This is a genomic window from Streptosporangium fragile (assembly GCF_039534445.1).
Classification (GTDB): Bacteria; Actinomycetota; Actinomycetes; order Streptosporangiales; family Streptosporangiaceae; genus Streptosporangium; species Streptosporangium fragile.
Window position 1 is genome coordinate 1 of the sequence record NZ_BAAAVI010000026.1, and the last position, 18,504, is coordinate 18,504.

An 18,504-nucleotide genomic window follows, 5' to 3' on the forward strand; every position below is an offset into this window, starting at 1 on the left:
GCCGCCCCCGGCCCGTGCGGGCGGGCGCGCGCCGTCGGCCCCGATTCCCGCACTCGCGCGGCACACGCGGGCGGGCGCGCCGCCGGACCGCCCCACCCCGGACCCGCCGGGGGCCGGGGTCAGGGGAGCGCGCCGGGGGTGATCAGGCCCGTCTCGTAGGCGAGGATCACCGCCTGGACCCGGTCGCGCAGCCCCAGCTTGGTCAGCACGTTGCCGACGTGGGTCTTGACCGTCGTCTCGCTCACCACCAGCTCGGCGGCGATCTCCGCGTTGGACATGCCCTTGGCGATCAGCCGCAGCACCTCCAGCTCACGCTCGGTCAGCCGGTCGAGACGGGCGGGGGTGGACTGCTGCTGGGCCGAGGGCAGGTGCCGGCCGAACCTGTCGAGCAGCCGCCGGGTGACGCTCGGCGCGACGATGGCGTCCCCCGCCGCGACCACCCTGATGGCCTGCACCAGCTCGTCCGGCGGGACGTCCTTGAGCAGGAAGCCGCTGGCCCCGGCGCGCAGCGCCTCCACGATGTACTCGTCCAGGTCGAAAGTGGTCAGCACCAGCACCCGGGGCACGTGCGCGCCGCCGCCGGCCTCCCGCACGATCCGGCGGGTCGCCTCGATGCCGTCCACGCCGGGCATCCGGATGTCCATCAGCACCACGTCGGGCAGCAGCGCCCGCGACTGGTCCTGGGCGGCCTTGCCGTCTCCCGCCTCGCCGACCACGGTGAGGTCGGGCTCGGCCTCCAGGATGAGCCGGAAACCGGTGCGCAGCAGGGGCTGGTCGTCGACCAGCAGCACCCTGATCGTCATCGAGTCTCCTTGAGGGGGAACCGGGCGTTGACCTCGAATCCGCCCCCGGGACGCGGGCCGATCCGCAGAAGTCCACCATAGAGGGCGACGCGCTCGCGAATGCCCACCAGACCGTGGCCCGCCGGTTCGGCGTCCGGGTCACCGGCCTCGGGGCCCCGGCCGTCGTCCTCCACCTGCACCGCCAGCTCGCCCGGCCCGTGCCGCACGGTCACCCAGGCCCGCGCCTGCGGGCCGGCGTGCCGCAGGCTGTTGGTCAGGGCCTCCTGGACCAGCCGGTAGGCGGCCAGATCGACCCCGGGTGAGAGCCGCCCCCGTTCGCCCTCGATCCACAGCTGCGTGTGCAGCCCCGCCTCCCGCATCTGGTCGACCAGGGCGGGAATCTCCTCCACGCCCGGCTGCGGGGTGCGTTCGGCGGGCGCCGTGTCGGTCCTGAGCACGCCCACGATGTCGCGCATCTCCGCCATGGCGGTCCGGCCCAGGTTCTCGATCGCCGACAGGGCCTCGCCCGCCCTGTCGGGGTCGGCGGCCAGCACCCGCCGCGCCGCGGCGGCCTGGACGGTCATCACGCTCACGTGGTGGGCGACCACGTCGTGCAGCTCGCGGGCGATGCGGGAGCGCTCCTCGGCCCTGGCCGCCCGCCGGTCGGCCTCCCGGGCGCGCTCCATGCGCCGGTCCCGGTCGCGCAGTTCCGCCTGGTAGGCCCGGCGCAGGCGCACGCTGCGCCCGGTGATCCACACGGTCACGGTCAGCACGGTCGTCAGCAGGTGGGTCCGCACGTCGCCGAGCCGGTCGGACGGCACCGCCGACGCCAGGTGGGCGGTGAGGGCGAGCGCCGGCGCGCCCAGGCTGACCGCCAGGCCACGGTGCGCCGCGATCGAGTAGACCAGCACCAGCGCCGCGAGCCAGAGCAGCGAGGCGCTCTGCCCGGTCGCGGCCAGTGTGACCTGCGCCAGGCAGACCAGCGTGAGCGCCAGGAACGGCCTGCTGCGGCGCAGGACCGGTGACAGGCAGCCGGTCACGATCAGGGTGAGGCTCAGCGCGTCGGGCTCCCGCGGCGGGGCCGGCCCGCCGAGCAGGGATGCGGCGTAGGCGTACGGGACCGCGGCGCCGGCCAGCACCGCGCCGAGGGCCGCGTCGGACGCCAGCGGGTGCTCGTGGAGCCGCGCCCGCAGGCTACCGATGGTGGTGCACACACAATCAATCTAGGTGCCCCTCCGGCGGGGCCACCCTGCTGTGGGGGGATATCGGCTCTCATCCCCGCGGAGGACCCGCCGCCCCCGCGGGGCGGGCCCGTACGGGCAGCGGGCGGCGGAGCCCTCAGCGGGCCGCTACGGAGCCCTGCCGTACCCCGGGACCCCGGGGCCCAGCCGTGGGCTTCCCCGTGCCCGGGCGGCCCTCAGAGCTCGTCGGTGGCCGCTCTGGAGGCCTTGGCGGGGCGGGTGCTGCGAAGGGTGTCGCCCGGCTGCCGCGCGGGGACCGGCGGGGGAGTGCCGCCGAACTCCGGGCACAGCTCCTTGTAGTTGCACCAGCCGCACAGCCTGCTCGGCCGGTGGCGCCACTCGCCCGTCTCCAGGGCCCGCTCGATCGCCTCCCACAGAGCCTGGACCTTGCGCTCGGTGGCCAGCAGGTCGGCCTCGTCGGGACTGTAGCGCAGGACCTCGCCGTCGCCCCCCAGATACATCAGCTGGAGCAGGCGCGGCACCGAGCCGCGCAGCCGCCACAGCACCAGCGCGTAGAACTTCATCTGGAACAGCGCCTTGGCCTCGAAGGCGGCCCCGGGGGCGCTGCCGGTCTTGTAGTCGACGACGCGCACCTCGCCCGTGGGCGCCACGTCCAGCCGGTCGATGTAGCCCCGCAGCATCAGGCCGCTGCCGAGGATCGCCTCCACGTACAGCTCCCGCTCGGCGGGCTCCAGGCAGGTGGGGTCCTCCAGCGTGAAGTAGCGCTCCAGCATGGCGCGGGCCTCGGCCAGCCATCGGGCGTGGTCGTCGTCGCCGGTGAACATCCCGGCGTAGGCGGGCTCCTCCGTCAGGAGCCTGCGCCACTCCGGCTCCAGCAGGCCCCGCGCCGCGTCGACGGTGCGCTCGGGGGCGGGCAGGTCGTACAGGCGCTCCAGCACCGAGTGGACCATCGTGCCGCGCACCGCGGCGGGCGACGGCGGCTCCGGGAGCCGGTCGATCACCCGGAAACGATACAGAAGCGGGCAGGTCATGAAGTCGCCCGCGCGGGACGGCGAGAGGGCTCCGATGATCGTGGGCTCGGTCGGCGACATGACCGCACTGTAGGTCACCCCGGCGACAGTTCGCGCCCGCGGCGCCTCCACGCGCCTGCCCCGGGCCCGTCGGCGCGTACCATCGAGGCCTGAGGGCGGCGTGAACGAGGAGTGGTGAGTCAGCGGTGAGCAGCCAGAGCCCGCGCCAGGACAGTCCAGGACTACGGATGGGGCGCCCGTTCGGCATCCCGGTCTACGTCTCGCCCACCTGGTTCATCGTGGCGGCGTTCATCACCTACATGTTCCAGCCGACCGTGGCCTTCCGCCTGCCCGAGCTGAGCATCCCGGTGACCTACCTCGTCTCCTTCGCCTTCGCCGTGCTGCTGTACGTCTCGGTGCTCCTGCACGAGCTCGCGCACTGCGTGGTCGCCAGGATGTACGGCCTGCCGGTGCGTCGCATCACCCTCTACCTGCTCGGCGGCGTGTCGGAGATCGAGCGCGAGCCGGAGACCCCGGCCAGGGAGTTCATGGTGGCCTTCGCCGGGCCCCTGCTCTCGCTCGGGCTGGCCGGGATCGGCTTCGCCGCCGGCGAGTTCGTCGACGGGAACTCGGTCGCCGGGGTCCTGATCCTCCAGCTCTGGGCGGCCAACCTGATCGTCGGGGTCTTCAACCTGCTGCCGGGGCTCCCGCTCGACGGCGGGCGCATGCTGCGGGCGGGGGTCTGGAAGGTGACCCGCAACTCCGGCTCCGGCACGATCGCCGCCGCCTGGGTGGGCCGGGTGCTGGCCGTCGCCCTGGTCGCCGTCCCCGTGGGGCTGGCGCTGGTGAGCGGCCAGGCGCCGGGCCTGACCACGCTCGTCTGGTCGGTGCTGCTCTCGTCCTTCATCTGGATCGGCGCCACGCAGTCCCTGCGGAGCGCCCGGGTGCGGGCCCGCATCCCGCAGGTCAACGCCCGCGCCCTGGCCAGGCGGGCCATCGCGGTGACCGGCGACGTGCCGCTGGCCGAGGCGCTGCGCCGGGCCGCCGAGGCGCATGCGGGGGCCGTGGTGGTGGTCGACCACGAGGGCCACCCCACCGGCATCGTCAACGAGGTCGCGGTGGAGGCGACCCCGGAGAACCGCCGCCCCTGGGTCACGGCGGGCTCGCTGGCGCGCAGCCTCGAACCGTCCCTGGTGCTCGCCGCCGACCTGGCGGGCGAGCCGCTGATCGACGCCATGCGCGAGTCGCCCGCGGGCGAGTACCTTCTGGTGGAGCGGAACGGCGAGATCTTCGGCGTGCTGGCGACGTCCGACGTGAACCGGGTATTCAGTGGGGTTTAAGCGAACCACATGTGGTTTACAGGCGTCTCACCCGATACTCGCCTGAGGAGGCCGGACAGGTGAGGTGATCGGACCTGGTCGCCCCGCTCGTCCTGGGCCCGCATACAGGACTAATGTTTGGCCGACCGCACGCGTTGGCCATGGAGTTTAAGGGACGCATCAATTGGCACCCCCCCACACGCCGGCTCCGGCCGGTGACCTCACCCCGGAACTGTTGAACACGCCGGAATGGACCGATCAGCTGGTCGCGGCGGCAGGCATCCCGATGTACGACATCCCCTTCCTGACGGTGGGGGGCGGCATCGGGTCCTTCGTGACCCTCGACTACCTGCGGATCTACGGGGTTCCCACCTCGCAGATGCGCGTGGTGTCCAACATCGACCATCCGTGGCAGACCTACGAGTTCCTCACCCGGTGCTCGCAGATCCCGCGGAGGGAGCGGATCCGCTCCGACTCCTCCTCGCGGCCCGACAACCTGTGGGGATTCCCCTCCTACGCCCTGGAGGAGGCGTGGAAGGACAAGAACCCCGCCTACCTGTGGCAGATCCTCACCGAGCCGATCATCAACGACTACTGGACCCCGCGGGCCGGCACGGTCTTCGAGAACCTCGAGCGTGAGGCCAAGCGCATCAACTACTGGGACATGCTCGTCAAGGGCCAGGTCCGCATGGTCCGCAAGCGGGTCGGCGGCGGCTACTTCACGGTGGTCACCCCGCCCGAGGGGGCGGCGCCGACCAAGCGCATCATCTTCCGCTCGCGCTTCGTCCACCTCGCGGTCGGCTACCCGGGCCTGAAGTTCCTGCCCGACCTGCAGGAGTTCCGTACCAAGTACGGCGACTACCAGCACGTCGTCAACGCCTACGAGCCGCACGAGCAGGTCTACGAGTTCCTCAAGACCCGGCCCGGCGCGGTGGTCATCCGCGGCGGCGGCATCGTCGCCTCCCGGGTGCTCCAGCGACTGTTCGACGACCGCGAGAAGTTCAACCTGCAGACGCAGATCATCCACATCTTCCGCACGTTCATCAGCGGCTCGCACGGCCCGCACCTCTGGTCGCGCCGCAAGGGCGGCAACGGCTGGGCCTACCAGGGCTTCAACTACCCCAAGTCGGTCTGGGGCGGCCAGCTCAAGGCGGAGATGCGCAAGCTCGAGGGCGAGGCCCGGGCGAAGAAGTACAAGCAGATGGGCGGCACCAACACGCCCTACCGCAGGCACTGGCAGAAGCAGATGCGCGAGGGCCGCAGCGGCGGCTACTACCACGCCGTGCAGGGCACCGTCGACCGCGTGGAGCGCACCCCGGAGGGGCGGCTGATCAGCTACGCGCGCAGCAAGGACGGCATCGTCCGCGAGATGGTGTCCGACTACATCATCGACTGCACCGGCCTCGAGGCCGACATCGCCGAGCACCGGATCTTCGACGACCTGCTCAAGTACAGCGGGGCCTTCCGCAACCCGGTCAACAGGCTGGAAGTGGAGCGGCACTTCGAGGTGAAGGGCACGGCCAGCGGCGACGGCGCCCTGTACGCCTCGGGGTCGGCGACGCTCGGCGGTTACTTCCCCGGCGTCGACACCTTCCTCGGCCTGCAGATCGCGGCCCAGGAGATAGCCGACGACCTGGCGAGACGCGGGTTCGTCAAGAAGATGGGGCCGCTGCGGTCGACCTCGCAGTGGTTCAAGTGGGCCTTCAACTCGCCGGTGTAAGGAGCGATCTCCCGTGGTTCCGACTCTGTTCGGGCGCATCCAGACGCGCCTGTTCCTCCTCGCCACCGTCGGCGTGATCGTCACCCTGCTGATCGTGCCGGTGCTGCCGGGCCTCTCCGGGCCCCTCGGCGACCTCTACGTCAACGCCCTCCTGATCCTGGTGGCCGTCGGCGTGGTGGGCATCGGCTGGGAGCTGATCTATCACTTCCTCATGCAGTTCCGCTGGGAGAAGGACTGGCCGACCTCCTTCGGGCTGCTGACGCTTATCCCCGAGGGCCTTCTGCTGTACTTTTTGCTACGGTCCGGTGCCGTTGATTTCATCGATCCGGTCCCGCTGGCCGCCTTCTGGACGCACTTCACCGTCGTCTGGGTATGCATGTGGTTGGTGGCGAACGGCCCGATGCGGGTGCCGTTCATCCGGTGGCGATTCCGGGGAGGGAGAGTTCTGTGACCGACCAGGGCTTCGGAGTGGTGCGTCCGCTTCCGGGCAACGGGCTGGTGGCCCACGTGGGCGGCCTGCTGCTGGTGTGCGACGCGGCCGAGGCCGTCGTGGGGGACCTGCTGGGGGCGCTGCGGGAGACCGCCGCCGCGGGCGGCGACGGCCGGGCGCTGGCCCGGCGTGTCGCGCGGATCCTCGCCGTGGGGATAGGCGAGCCGGTGGCGTGCGCCGTCGCGGGCCCCGCGAACGGGGGAGTGGCGGTCCTGGTCAGCGGCTCGGCGTCCGCGTCGGTGACCGGCGCGGCCGGTGAGATCCAGCTCGCCGGACGTGACGCGCTGACGTGGTCCGACCGCCTGGTGCCCGGCCCGGTGACCCGGGTCGAGCTGCGCCTGCCCGACGCCGGGGAAGCGCACCCGCTGGCCCGGCTGGACGCCGGTGTGATCGTCGCGGGCGGTGTCTCCTCCGACCTGTCCGAGACCGCCGGGGCCCCGCCGGCCATGTCGCGGATGGAACCCGCGGAGCACATGGCGCCCGTGGCGCGGATGGAACCGCACATGGAACCGCACATGGAGCCCGTGGCGCGGATGGAGCCGGTGGCGCCGGCCCAGCCCGTCTTCCAGAAGCCGGCGCCCCCGATGGAGCCCGCTCCCGTGCCCGCGCCGCCGGTGGAGGCCCCGCCGCCCTACCCGTTGAGCACGCCGGAGCCGTACCCACCGGCCCCGGTCCAGCCCCCCACGCCGCAGCCGGCACCCGCCGTCGCGCAGGGCCCGGCCACGGGCCCCGCCCCCGCGGTCATGGGGCACGAGGACATCGAGGCCGCCAGGGCGAACGGCATGGGCGGTGAGCCCGTCGACGTCCGGGACCAGCCGTTCGAGTACGAGCTGCTGACCCCGGGCGGTTCGAAGCCCGCGGAGGCCCCGCCCGCCGAGCCCGGCCCGGAGGCCGAGCCCGAGTCCCGGCCGCTGGTCTACGGGGTCGACTGCAAGAACGACCACTTCAACGACCCGCGTGTGCCCTACTGCGCGGTCTGCGGCATCGCGCTGGTCCAGCGTACGCTCGTGCCCTACAAGGGGCCGCGCCCGCCGCTGGGCGTGCTGCTCCTGGACGACGGCACGACGCTGCGCCTCGACACCGACTACCTGGTGGGCCGCGACCCGGAGCGGGCGCCGGAGGTGGCCGAGGGTTCCGTTCGTCCCGCCAAGGTCACCAGCCCCGACGGCTCGGTCTCCCGCCGCCACCTACGGGTGGCCCTGGACGGCTGGGACGTCAACCTGATCGACCTGGGATCGGTCAACGGCACCCAGATCCAGCCGTCCGGCGATCCCAACTTCTACGACATCCCCCCGAACGAGCCGGTCACGATCATGCCGGGCACCACCGTGCGGATCGGTGTCTCGCGCACCATGCGCTACGAGTCGCACCGCAACCGCTGACGAACCCCACGCCTCCGGGCGGCACGGCTCCGGCCGCGCCGCCCGGAGGCGTTGTCCGGCCCGGGACCAGGCATCCGCCCGGTCCCGGGCCTTCATACGTGCGGTCCCCGGGCCGCCGCGCTCGGGTTTCGGCCCGGGGCCGGGGCCGGCGTCAGGGCCGGGAGACGAGGGGGCGCAGGGCGGAGACGGCCTCGGCCCAGTCGACCGGGTCGGCGTCCTGCTCGGCGCGGACCAGCAGGTGCGCGCCCTCCGGGGCGTCGTCGGTGTCGGCGGCCACGACCAGCGCGCCCTCCGGGACCGCTCCCGCGGTGGCCGCCACGCCGAGCTTGGCCAGCCGCTGCGCCAGGGCCGAGGCCCGGCTCCCGCCGGTGACGACCAGCGGACGGTCCTCCAGGACGGCGAGGATGAGCGCCACGTGCGCCGCGGCGTCGCCGCCCGCGCCGTGGTGCACCGCGACCGGCGCGGGCACCGCGTCCGGGCCGGCGGGGACGTGCGCCGACACGGTCACCACGCGGCAGGTGACACCGTCGCGGACGGTGGCGTGGCCGGGGAGGCCGGCGGGCAGCACCAGCAGATCGGGCTGGGCGCCGGAGGCCAGCTCGGGCAGCTCGTCGGCCACGTTCGCGCTGAACCTGCTCACCACCCTGGCCGCCGCGCCGCGCTCGCGGGCGGTGCCGGCCAGCACCTCCAGGTCGTGCAGGGTCTCGGCGAGCTCGGCGAGCTCCGAGGACAGGCCGCTGCCGACCTCCAGGCGGCCCTTCGGGTAGGGGCGCAGGTGGCCCAGGACCACCTCGGACGGGGACTTGGCGGTGGCCAGCGCCGCGGCCAGGCCGACCAGCGGGGCCTGTGCGGCGGGAGGATCGGGCACGATCACCAGCACTCGGTGCGCGGCGGTGACGCCGAGCGCGGCGCGCTCGGCCTCCGCGATGTCGCGGGCCACCCGCCGGTCGGGGTAGAGCCTGCGCAGCAGCGGCCCGGTCATCCCGGTGGTGACGAGGGCCATGACCACCATCAGGGAGTACAGCTCGTTGTCGAGCACGCCCTTCTGCAGGCCGACGGTGAGGATGACGATCTCGGTCAGCCCTCGCGTGTTGAGCAGGGCGGCCATCGCCCACGACTGCCGGTTCGGCAGCCGCTGCGTGCGGGCCGCCGCGTAGGAGCCGAGCATCTTGCCGCCGATCGCCACGGCCAGGATCGCCGCGAGCGTGCCGAGGCTGGACAGGTCGAGCTCACGCAGGTTGACGTTGAGCCCCGCCACCACGAAGAACATCGGGAGCAGCAGGAGCACGGCCAGCTGCTCCAGCCGTTCCAGGATCTCGTGGTTGAGCCGCTCGGCGCCCTCGCGCGGCATCACCGCGCCGAACACGAACGCCCCGAAGATGTAGTGCACGTGCATCCACTCGGTGGCCCAGGACGAGGCGATCAGGCCGATGAGCACCAGCGAGAGCAGGCCGGGCGTCAGCCGCCCCGCCTTCTCGTACGCGGGCACCAGCCGGGCCAGCAGCGGCTTGACCACCAGGAACATCACCAGCGCGTACGGCAGCGCGAGCAGGACCTTCCACTGCCCCTCGGCCTCGCCGGCGCCGGCGAGGCCGACCACCACCGCCAGAACGGTCCAGGCGAGGACGTCGATGACGGCCGCGGCGGCCAGTGACAGGCCGCCGAGGGTGATGCGCTGCATCCCGCGGTCGGTGAGGATGCGGGCGAGCACCGGGAACGCGGTGGCCGACATCGCCGCACCCATGAACAGCACGAACGGGAGCGTCTTGTCGCCGCCCACGTGCTCACCGGCGATCGCCAGGGCGAGCGCGCAGCCCAGCACGAACGGCACCACCGTCGAGCCCAGCGCCACGGTGACCGCGAGCCGGCCCTTGCCCCTGACCAGCTTCTGGTCCAGCTCCAGGCCGACGATGAACATGAACAGCACCAGGCCGACGTTGGCCAGGGCCTGCAACGGGGGCCGCATCTCCGGACCGAACAGCGTGTCGCCGATCAGCGGACCCAGCAGGGTCGGGCCGAGCAGGATACCGGCGACGATCTCGCCGATGACCGGCGGCTGGCCGAGCCATCTGGCCGCGGCTCCGAACAGCCGCGCCGCCGCGAGGACGATCACCAGATCGAGCAGGAGCAGGTCCATGTGGAGCACTTGTGTGCACGCTTTCCGTAAGCAATGAAAAGCCCTGACAATGTCAAAGGCGACGTTACCGTGTGTTGGGTTGTCGCTGCGAACATCGCGCGGACAACGCGCAGGTACGGAGGGAGACCGTTGGTGGAAGGCATCGCCGATTACGAGTTCGTCCGATCGCTGGGGGCGGGCAATCACGGCGAGTTCTACTTGGCGAAGAAGCCCGAGCGGTTGCCCGTCGAGGCGGATCTGGTCGCGGTGAAAGTCGTGGGGGGCACCGGGAGTGACGCGTTCCGCCGGGCCACCAGGGAGTTGAAGGCGTTCGCGGCGGTGAGCTCGCCGTACCTGGTGCGGCTCTACGACGCCGGCCAGCAGGGCGGGGTGTTCTACTACTCGATGGAGTACCTGCCCGGCGGCTCGCTGGCCCGCCCGGCCGAGCGGCCGTCGCGGGAGCAGGTGCTGCGTGCCATCGCCTGTGTCTCATACGCCGCGCAGGCGCTGCACGAGGAGGGCATCGTGCACCGCGACATCCGCCCCGGCAACGTGCTGCTCACCGAGACCGGGGGCAAGCTGTCGGACCTGGGCCTGTCGCAGGTGCTGACGCCGGGCGCGACGGTGACGGGGATGGGCGGCATCGGCTCGGTGGAGTTCACCGATCCCGCGCTGCTGCAGGGCGACAAGCCCACCCCGCAGGGTGATGTGTGGTCGCTGGGCGCGACCCTGCACTGGGCGGTGAGCGGCCAGGGGCTCTACGGTGAGCTGCCCACCCACGACCCGCTGCTGACCCTCCGCAAGGTCTACAGCACGGCGCCGACGATCAGCCCCGACCTGGAGCCCGGGATCTCGGACCTCGTCCAGGCGTGCCTCGGCGACATGGCCAAGCGCCCCACCGCGCGGGGCGTCGCCGACCGCCTGTACGCCCTGCTGGGCTGAGGGCGGCGCCCCCGCCGGGGCCGGGCTCACCCGCCCGGCGGGCGCAGGCGGTCCAGTTCGGCGCCGAGCAGCCGTCGCAGGCGGTCGACGCCGAGCCTGTCCGGGTAGAGCAGGCGGTGCACGCTCAGCCCGTCGACGAGGGCGAGCAGCCGGTCGGCGACGTCGTCGAGGTCCTCGGCGGTGCCGATCTCCCCGGCGTCGGCCGCCGCGCCCAGCAGGCTGCGTACCAGGTAACGCAGCTCCCCGGCCTCGGCGCGCTGCGCCTGGAGCATCGCCGGGCCGGTCAGGGCGCGGCCCCAGAAACCGATCTCCAGCCGGCTCTCCTGGGCGCGCTCCTCGTCCAGCGGCAGATTGTCCAGCAGCAGCTCGCGGAGCGCGTCCAGCCCGGTGCGGCCGGTGAGCTTGCCGCGCAGGCGTTCCACGATGCGCCGGTGTGAGGAGCGCAGTGCCGACAGCATGATGTCGTCCTTGTCGGCGAAGTAGTGGGTGAGGACCCCGTTGGAGTAACCGGCCTCCCTGGCGATCGCCCGGGTGGTGGCGGCCTCGATGCCCTCGCGCAGGATGATTCGCCGGGCCGCCTCGACCACCTCCGCGCGGCGCTGCCGGTGATTGACGATCTTCGGCACCTCGTCCCCTCCCCGATCCGGTTCCGTTGACACTGTAGTCGGTCGCCCGTCTATCATCCGCTAAGGACATGAGGAGGGCTCATATGACCGTCGTCGCGCTCGGGGTGCACATCGTGGACGTCCTCGCCAGGCCGGTGGAGTCGATCCCCGCCGGACAGGACACCCACGTGCTGGAGCAGATCCGCGTCACCGCCGCGGGGGCGGCCGCCGGGACCGCGGTCGATCTGGCCGCGCTCGGGGTCGAGGTCGCCTCGGTGGGCGCGGTCGGCGACGACGAGCTCGGCGACCTCCTCGTCATGATCATGGGGCGGCGCGGTGTGGACGTCTCCGGGATCGTCCGCAAGCCCGGCGAGCAGACCGCCGCCTCGATCCTCCCCATCCGGCCCGACGGCGGGCGCCCCTCCTTCCACGTCCCCGGCGCGAATCTGGGCCTGTCGGCGGCCGACGTCGCCCGCGAGCGCGTCCTCGGCGCGCGGGTCGTGCACCTGGGCGGCATGGACGTGACCTGGGGCCTGCACGACCCCGCGTTCTTCGCGCTGCTGGAGGAGGCGAGAGCGGCGGGCGTGATCGTCACAATGGACCTGCTGTCCAATATGCCGGACCTCGTGCGGGGCGCCCGGGGCTTTCTCCCGTACGTCGACTACCTGCTGCCCAACGAGGAGCAGGCGCTGATGATGAGCGGCGCCGGGGACGCGGCGGGGGCGGCGCGCGAACTGCTGGCCGAGGGGCCCTCGGCCGTGCTCGTCACGCTCGGGGCCGAGGGGAGCCTGGTCGCCGACGCGTCCGGGATCACCCGCGTCCCCGCCCTCGACGTCCCGGTGGTCGACACCACCGGGTGCGGCGACGCCTACTGCGCCGGCTTCGTCGCCGGGCTGGTCGACGGCCGCGACGTCGCCGGGGCCGCGCGGCTCGGCACCGCGCTGGCCGCCCGCGTCGCCGGCGGCCTCGGCTCCGACGCCGGCCTGGACGGGGCGCGGAGCATCCGCGACGAGAGGTGAGCGGCGGTCACGCGCGAGCAGCGGGCCGTTCCGGGAGCCGCGCCGGGTTCGGGGAACGCGCCGGACCCGTGCCGGACCCGCGAAGCACTCCGGATCGAAGGTCTTCTGAAAGGACGACGCATGTCCATCGACGCCAACCTCAGGGAGCGGGCCGCCAAGGTCGTCCCCGGGGGCATGTACGGCCACCTCAACGCCGCCCTGCACGGCCCGTCCTACCCGCAGTTCTTCGTCGGGGGCGAGGGCTGCCGGCAGCGTGACGCCGACGGCCGCGAGTACGTCGACCTGATGTGCTCCTGGGGCCCCGTCGTGCTCGGCCACCGCCACCCGGCGGTGGAGGCCGCGGTCGCCGCCCAACTCGCCACGGGCGACTGCCTCAACGGCCCCGGCCCCGTCTACGTGGAGCTCGCCGAGCTGCTGGTGGAGACCGTCCCGCAGGCCGACTGGGTGATGTTCTCCAAGAACGGCACCGACGCCACCACCCAGGCGCTGATGGTCGCCCGCGCCGCCACCGGCAGGACCAAGGTGCTCATGGCCCACGGCGCCTATCACGGCGCCGACCCCTGGTGCACGCCCAGCCCGGCGGGCACCACCCCGAACGAGCGCGCCGACCTGGTCGAGTTCGTCTACAACGACCTGGCCAGCGTCGAGGCCGCCGCCGCCCGGGCCGAGGGGGACGTCGCCGCGATCATCGTGACGCCGTTCAAGCACGACTCGTTCGAGGACCAGGAACTTCCCGTCCCCGAGTTTGCCCGCGGGGTGCGGGCCCTGGCCGACCGGATCGGCGCCGCGCTGGTGATCGACGACGTGCGCGGCGGCTGGCGGATCGACCTCGGCGGCTCCTGGGAGCCCCTGGGCGTCCGCCCCGACCTGTACGCCTTCAGCAAGGCCCTGGCCAACGGTCACCCGATCGCCGCCGTCACCGGCGTCGACGCCCTGCGCGCCCCGGCCCAGACGCTCTACTCCACCGGCTCGTTCTGGTTCAACGCCGCCCCGATGGCCGCGGCCAAGGCCACCGTCGAGACCCTGCGCGACATCGGCGGCATCGCCCTGATGGAACGGGCGGGCACCCGCCTGCGCGAGGGACTGGCCGCCCAGGCGGCCTCCCACGGTTTCGTGATCAGGCAGACCGGGCCGGTGCAGATCCCGTGGCTGTCCTTCGAGGGTGACGCGACGCTGGAGAAGGGCATGTTCTGGGCCGGGGCCTGCCTGGAGGAGGGCGTCTACCTGCACCCGTGGCACAACTGGTTCCTGTCGGCCGCCCACACCGACGCCGACATCGACCGCGCGCTCCAGGGCACCGACGCCGCCTTCGCCAAGCTCAGGGCCCGCTTCGGCGCCGACTGAGCCGGGCCGCCCGGGGCGTCCCTCCGGGGCCCGAGCGGGTACGTCCGGGTACCCTCACCGGGACCCGGAGCGGGCGCTCCCGGGCGTTCCCCCGGGTCCGGGGCGGGCGCGTCCGGATCTTCGGTGGGCGGCCGCGTCCGGGGCGCGGGCGGCCGGGGATCCGGAGACCCCGGGAACCCTACGGCTGAGGATCCTGGAGCCGGAGGCCCTCACGCAGGCGGTACCAGCGCAGGTCGTCCAGGCGCGTGCCGTCCGGGCCCGGCAGCAGCCCGCGGATGAGCGCCTCCCGGCTGAAGCCCGCACGCTCCAGCACACGGTGCGAGGCGGTGTTGGCGGGGGAGGTGCCCGCGACGATCCGGACCAGGGAGGTGTGCGCGAAGGCCCAGCCGACCAGGAGGTTCACCGCCCGGGCGGCGAAACCCCTGCCGCGGAACTCCGGCAGGACGCTGTAGCCCGTCATGGCCTCGCCCAGCGGGGGGATCACCGCGGTGAGCTGGATGTGCCCGGCGAACGTGCCCGTGACGGCGTCCAGGATCGCGACCTCGGCCCGCTCACCGGCCAGCCACTGAGTTCCCGCCATGCGGCACCTCTCCTCGGCCTCCGCCGGGGTGGGCGCCTCGGGCGGGACGCTGTACGCCACCACGTCGGGCACGGTCTGCAGCGCCAGGTAGGCGGCGGCGTCGGTCTCGGTGAGCGGGCGCAGCCGCACCACCCCGTCGGTCAGCGACCCGCCGGGGAAGCCGGGCAGGAACGGCCGGACCGGCTCGCCGGAGTCGCCGCGCAGCCGCGCGAAGGCCACCAGGTCGCCGCGGGCGCCGTCCCGCCGCGGTTCGGCCGCGCGCCGCACGCCCTCGCGGCGGAAGCCCGCGGCCAGCGCGACGCGCTGGCTGGCCAGGTTCTCCGGGGCGGTCAGCAACTCGATGCGCTCGACCCCGCGGGCCAGGGCCCACCCGGCGAGCGCCCGGGTGGCGGCGGTGGCCACCCCGCGGCCCCGCGCCCACGGCGCGACCAGGTAACCGATCTCGGCGTTGCCCGCCAGGCGCGCGACCCGCAGGCTGATGTTGCCCAGCCACTCGCCGCTCTCCGCGTCCGCGATCGCGAAGGGGGCGCTCCCGTCCTTCCACTCCTGCTCGACCTGTTCCAGGTACCGGAGCGCGTCGTCGTGGGTGTACGGCACGGGCACGGGCGGGATGAACCGGACGATCTCCGGGTCGGAGCAGGCACGGACGATCGCTTCGGCGTCGGCGGGCGCGTGCGGCCGCAGGACGACCGGGCCGGCGGGGATCACATCGGGAGACAGCACACCGCAAGAGCTACCAGGTGTCGCCGGAAGGGGCGAACCATTTTGCCCCCGTGCCGGTTCGGTCTCCGCCCCGCCCGCCTGCGCTCCTGTTCTCCTGTGTCCTGTGCCCCTGTGCCTCTGCTCTCCTTGTCCTCACTCCGTCGCCCGCGCCCCGAGGGCTTGCTCCGTCCGTGCTCCGTCCTTCTGAGCCCCGTCCGTGCCCCGTCCGTGCCCCTTCCTTTGCTCCGTCCGCCCGGCTCCGTACGACCCCGCCCGCGCCCCGGCCGTGGGGTGGCCCCGAACCGGGCCGGGACGGGCCGCCGCCGCGCGCCGATAACCTTGCGGTCATGGGTTTTCGCAGGCATGGGCCGTTTCAGGCCGGGGATCAGGTTCAGCTCACCGATCCCAAGAACAAGCGCCACACGGTGACGCTGAAGGAAGACGGCGTGTTCCACACGCACAAGGGCGGGATCCCGCACAGTGAGCTGATCGGCCGGCCCGAGGGGTCGGTGGTGCGTTCGTCCGGCGGCACCCAGTACCTGGCGTTCCGGCACCTGCTCTCGGACTACACGTTGTCCATGCCGCGCGGCGCGGCGGTCATCTACCCGAAGGACGCCGCGCAGATCGTCGCCATGGCCGACGTCTTCCCGGGTGCCCGGGTGGTGGAGGCGGGCGTCGGCTCCGGCGCGCTCACCTGTTTCCTGCTGCGCGCGGTCGGCACGGAGGGTAGGGTCACGTCATATGAGCGGCGTCAGGACTTCGCCGACGTGGCCACCAAGAACGTCGAGAAGTTCTACGGCGGCCCGATGGAGCAGTGGCGCCTGGTGGTCGGCGACTTCGTCGACGCCCTCGACGAGAGCGATGTCGACCGGATCATCCTCGACATGCTCGCCCCGTGGGAGTGCGTCGACGCCGCGGCCAAGGCTCTCACGCCGGGAGGTGTGATCTGCTGTTATGTGGCAACCACAACCCAGCTGTCCCGCACGGTCGAAACTCTGCGGGAGCACGGGAGTTTCACCGAGCCCCATGCGTGGGAGACCCTGGTTCGCGACTGGCATGTCGAAGGTCTGGCCGTCCGGCCGGACCACAGGATGGTCGGCCACACCGGCTTCCTGGTGACGGCCCGCCGCATGGCCGACGGGGTGACGCCGCCACCCCGGCGCAGACGTCCGGCGAAGGGGGCATATGGCGAGGAGTCCACGTCTTCCGCCACTTGATGACAATTCAGACACAACGGTGTGTGGAGGGCTGACACGGGGACAGACCGCCGTGTTCTTATGCTTCCAGCACTAAACGCACTAAAAGGGATTATTCATCGCGCACTTAATGTAGTCATACGAACACTGCTCGGCCAGGTAAGGGACAGCCCCCAGATGGGTAGGGTTTTGAGTAGTCGGTCTCGACTGGGAAGGAGGTGACGCCGTGGCAGCTCGCGACGACGCTGAAGCTCGAGCCGCGCAGCGCGAACGGGAGGTCGCTGACCTCACAACACAGGTCTCCTTCCTGCAGGAGGAGATCACCACGTTGCGTCGGAAGCTGACGGAGTCTCCCCGGCAGGCCAGGATCCTCGAAGAGCGTCTTCACGACTTGCAGGCGAACCTCGCGGCCGTAACCGGCCAGAACGAGCGTCTGGTGGCCACCCTCAAGGAGGCCAGAGACCAGATCGTCGCCTTGAAGGAGGAGGTCGACCGGTTGGCCCAGCCGCCATCCGGGTTCGGCGTATTCCTTGAAGCCAGGGAAGACGGCACGGTGGAGGTCTTCACCGGTGGCCGCAAACTCCGGGTGAACGTCAGTCCAGCGGTGGACGTCGAGTCGCTGAAGCGTGGCCAGGAGGTCATGCTCAACGAGGCGCTCAACGTGGTCGAGGCCCTCGGTTTCGAGGAGCTCGGCGAGATCGTCATGCTCAAGGAGCTCCTTGAGGACGGTCAGCGCGCGCTGGTGATCTCGCACGCCGACGAGGAGCGGGTGGTCAAGCTCGCCGAGTCGCTGGTCGGCCAGCCGATCCGCGCGGGCGACTCGCTGCTGCTCGAACCACGTTCGGGTTACGTCTACGAGCGCATTCCCAAGTCCGAGGTCGAGGAGCTCGTCCTGGAGGAGGTGCCCGACATCTCCTACGAGGAGATCGGCGGGCTCATGCGGCAGATCGAGCAGATCCGGGACGCCGTGGAGCTTCCCTACCTGCACGCCGACCTCTTCCGCGAGCACAAGCTCCGCCCGCCCAAGGGCGTGCTGCTCTACGGTCCGCCCGGATGCGGCAAGACGCTCATCGCGAAGGCCGTCGCCAACTCCCTGGCCAAGCAGGTCGCGGAGAAGACCGGCCAGTCCGGCAAGAGCTTCTTCCTCAACATCAAGGGCCCGGAGCTTCTCAACAAGTACGTCGGCGAGACCGAGCGGCACATCCGCCTGGTCTTCCAGCGGGCTCGGGAGAAGGCCTCCGAGGGCACCCCGGTGATCGTGTTCTTCGACGAGATGGACTCGATCTTCCGCACCCGCGGTTCGGGTGTCTCCTCCGACGTCGAGAACACCATCGTTCCCCAGCTCCTGTCGGAGATCGACGGTGTCGAGGGTCTGGAGAACGTGATCGTCATCGGCGCCTCCAACCGCGAGGACATGATCGACCCGGCGATCCTTCGGCCCGGCCGCCTGGACGTCAAGATCAAGATCGAGCGGCCGGACGCCGAGGCGGCCAAGGACATCTTCTCGAAGTACCTCATCGAAGACCTTCCGCTCCACCCCGAAGACCTGGCCGAGCACGGTGGCAACCGTCAGGAGACCATCAGCGGGATGATCCAGCGGGTCGTCGAGAGGATGTACGCCGAGAGCGAGGAGAACCGCTTCCTTGAGGTGACCTACGCCAACGGCGACAAGGAGGTCCTGTACTTCAAGGACTTCAACTCGGGTGCGATGATCCAGAACATCGTCGACCGGGGCAAGAAGATGGCGATCAAGCAGTTCCTCGAGACCGGCCAGAAGGGTCTGCGCATCCAGCACCTGCTGACGGCCTGCGTCGACGAGTTCTCCGAGAACGAGGACCTGCCCAACACCACCAACCCCGACGACTGGGCCCGCATCTCCGGCAAGAAGGGCGAGCGGATCGTCTACATCCGCACCCTCGTGACGGGCAAGCAGGGCACCGAGGCCGGCCGGTCCATCGACACGGTGGCCAACACCGGTCAGTACCTGTAGCGGACCTCCAGCGTGCGCCGGCGGCGCGGCCCCTCATCCGGGGCCGCGCCGTCGGCGTTCTCGCCCGCCCGACCGGGCCGTCCCGCGCCCGCGGCGGCTTTTCAC

Annotated in this window: 15 protein-coding genes; 9 read left to right on the forward strand and 6 right to left on the reverse strand. The window is 72.0% G+C overall.

Going from position 1 to position 18,504, the window contains the following annotated elements; genetic code table 11:
* Window positions 1–119: 119 nt before the first annotated feature.
* The 3 genes from ABD841_RS18845 to ABD841_RS18855 form a co-directional block, all read right to left on the reverse strand.
* Window positions 120–803, reverse strand: coding sequence for a response regulator (locus tag ABD841_RS18845; RefSeq protein WP_344973178.1), 684 nt, complete (start codon window positions 801–803; stop codon window positions 120–122).
* Complete coding sequence (locus ABD841_RS18850; protein ID WP_344973179.1) at window positions 800–1,996, reverse strand: sensor histidine kinase; 1,197 nt, start codon at window positions 1,994–1,996, stop codon at window positions 800–802. Before ABD841_RS18850 ends, ABD841_RS18845 begins: the two co-directional genes overlap by 4 nt.
* Before the next feature lie 203 nt (window positions 1,997–2,199).
* Entirely contained in the window at window positions 2,200–3,075 is an 876-nt protein-coding gene (locus ABD841_RS18855; RefSeq protein ID WP_344973181.1) for a RecB family exonuclease, read from the reverse strand.
* Between the two features lie 167 nt (window positions 3,076–3,242).
* On the opposite strand from ABD841_RS18855, the gene ABD841_RS18860 reads away from it, so the two are divergent.
* The 4 genes from ABD841_RS18860 (at window position 3,243) to ABD841_RS18875 (ending at window position 7,905) form a co-directional block, all read left to right on the forward strand.
* Window positions 3,243–4,334 carry a site-2 protease family protein gene (locus tag ABD841_RS18860; protein ID WP_344973183.1) on the forward strand — a complete coding sequence of 364 codons (1,092 nt, stop codon included), beginning with the start codon at window positions 3,243–3,245 and terminating at the stop codon, window positions 4,332–4,334.
* A gap of 163 nt (window positions 4,335–4,497) precedes the next feature.
* Window positions 4,498–6,033, forward strand: a complete 1,536-nt coding sequence (locus ABD841_RS18865; RefSeq protein ID WP_344973184.1) for a hypothetical protein — start codon at window positions 4,498–4,500, stop codon at window positions 6,031–6,033.
* 13 nt (window positions 6,034–6,046) lie between these two features.
* Entirely contained in the window at window positions 6,047–6,484 is a 438-nt protein-coding gene (locus ABD841_RS18870; protein WP_344973186.1) for a hypothetical protein, read from the forward strand.
* Complete coding sequence (locus tag ABD841_RS18875; RefSeq protein ID WP_344973187.1) at window positions 6,481–7,905, forward strand: FHA domain-containing protein; 1,425 nt, start codon at window positions 6,481–6,483, stop codon at window positions 7,903–7,905. The genes ABD841_RS18870 and ABD841_RS18875 overlap by 4 nt, the downstream gene beginning before the upstream one ends.
* 151 nt (window positions 7,906–8,056) lie before the next feature.
* On the opposite strand, the gene ABD841_RS18880 is transcribed toward ABD841_RS18875, so the two are convergent.
* Complete coding sequence (locus tag ABD841_RS18880; protein WP_344973369.1) at window positions 8,057–10,042, reverse strand: cation:proton antiporter; 1,986 nt, start codon at window positions 10,040–10,042, stop codon at window positions 8,057–8,059.
* Window positions 10,043–10,174: 132 nt separating this feature from the next.
* Here ABD841_RS18880 and ABD841_RS18885 point away from each other — a divergent pair, with 132 nt between their 5' ends.
* Window positions 10,175–10,963 carry a serine/threonine-protein kinase gene (locus ABD841_RS18885; RefSeq protein ID WP_344973189.1) on the forward strand — a complete coding sequence of 263 codons (789 nt, stop codon included), beginning with the start codon at window positions 10,175–10,177 and terminating at the stop codon, window positions 10,961–10,963.
* A gap of 26 nt (window positions 10,964–10,989) precedes the next feature.
* Here ABD841_RS18885 and ABD841_RS18890 read toward each other — a convergent pair whose 3' ends face one another.
* Entirely contained in the window at window positions 10,990–11,589 is a 600-nt protein-coding gene (locus tag ABD841_RS18890) for a TetR/AcrR family transcriptional regulator (protein WP_344973191.1), read from the reverse strand.
* Window positions 11,590–11,672: 83 nt separating this feature from the next.
* Here ABD841_RS18890 and ABD841_RS18895 point away from each other — a divergent pair, with 83 nt between their 5' ends.
* Together ABD841_RS18895 and ABD841_RS18900 are read left to right on the forward strand one after the other, a co-directional pair.
* Window positions 11,673–12,587: a carbohydrate kinase family protein gene (locus ABD841_RS18895; protein WP_344973193.1), complete on the forward strand. Its 915-nt coding sequence runs from the start codon at window positions 11,673–11,675 to the stop codon at window positions 12,585–12,587.
* 120 nt (window positions 12,588–12,707) lie between these two features.
* Complete coding sequence (locus tag ABD841_RS18900; protein ID WP_344973195.1) at window positions 12,708–13,931, forward strand: aminotransferase class III-fold pyridoxal phosphate-dependent enzyme; 1,224 nt, start codon at window positions 12,708–12,710, stop codon at window positions 13,929–13,931.
* A gap of 178 nt (window positions 13,932–14,109) precedes the next feature.
* Here the strand turns inward: ABD841_RS18900 and ABD841_RS18905 are convergent, their stop codons facing one another.
* A complete protein-coding gene (locus ABD841_RS18905) occupies window positions 14,110–15,234 on the reverse strand; it encodes a GNAT family N-acetyltransferase (protein WP_344973197.1) in 1,125 nt (374 codons plus the stop codon).
* A 326-nt stretch (window positions 15,235–15,560) separates the two neighbouring features.
* On the opposite strand from ABD841_RS18905, the gene ABD841_RS18910 reads away from it, so the two are divergent.
* A complete protein-coding gene (locus tag ABD841_RS18910) occupies window positions 15,561–16,430 on the forward strand; it encodes a tRNA (adenine-N1)-methyltransferase (protein ID WP_344973199.1) in 870 nt (289 codons plus the stop codon).
* A gap of 205 nt (window positions 16,431–16,635) precedes the next feature.
* Entirely contained in the window at window positions 16,636–18,399 is a 1,764-nt protein-coding gene (gene arc, locus ABD841_RS18915) for a proteasome ATPase (protein ID WP_344973201.1), read from the forward strand.
* The last annotated feature ends 105 nt before the right edge of the window (window positions 18,400–18,504 follow it).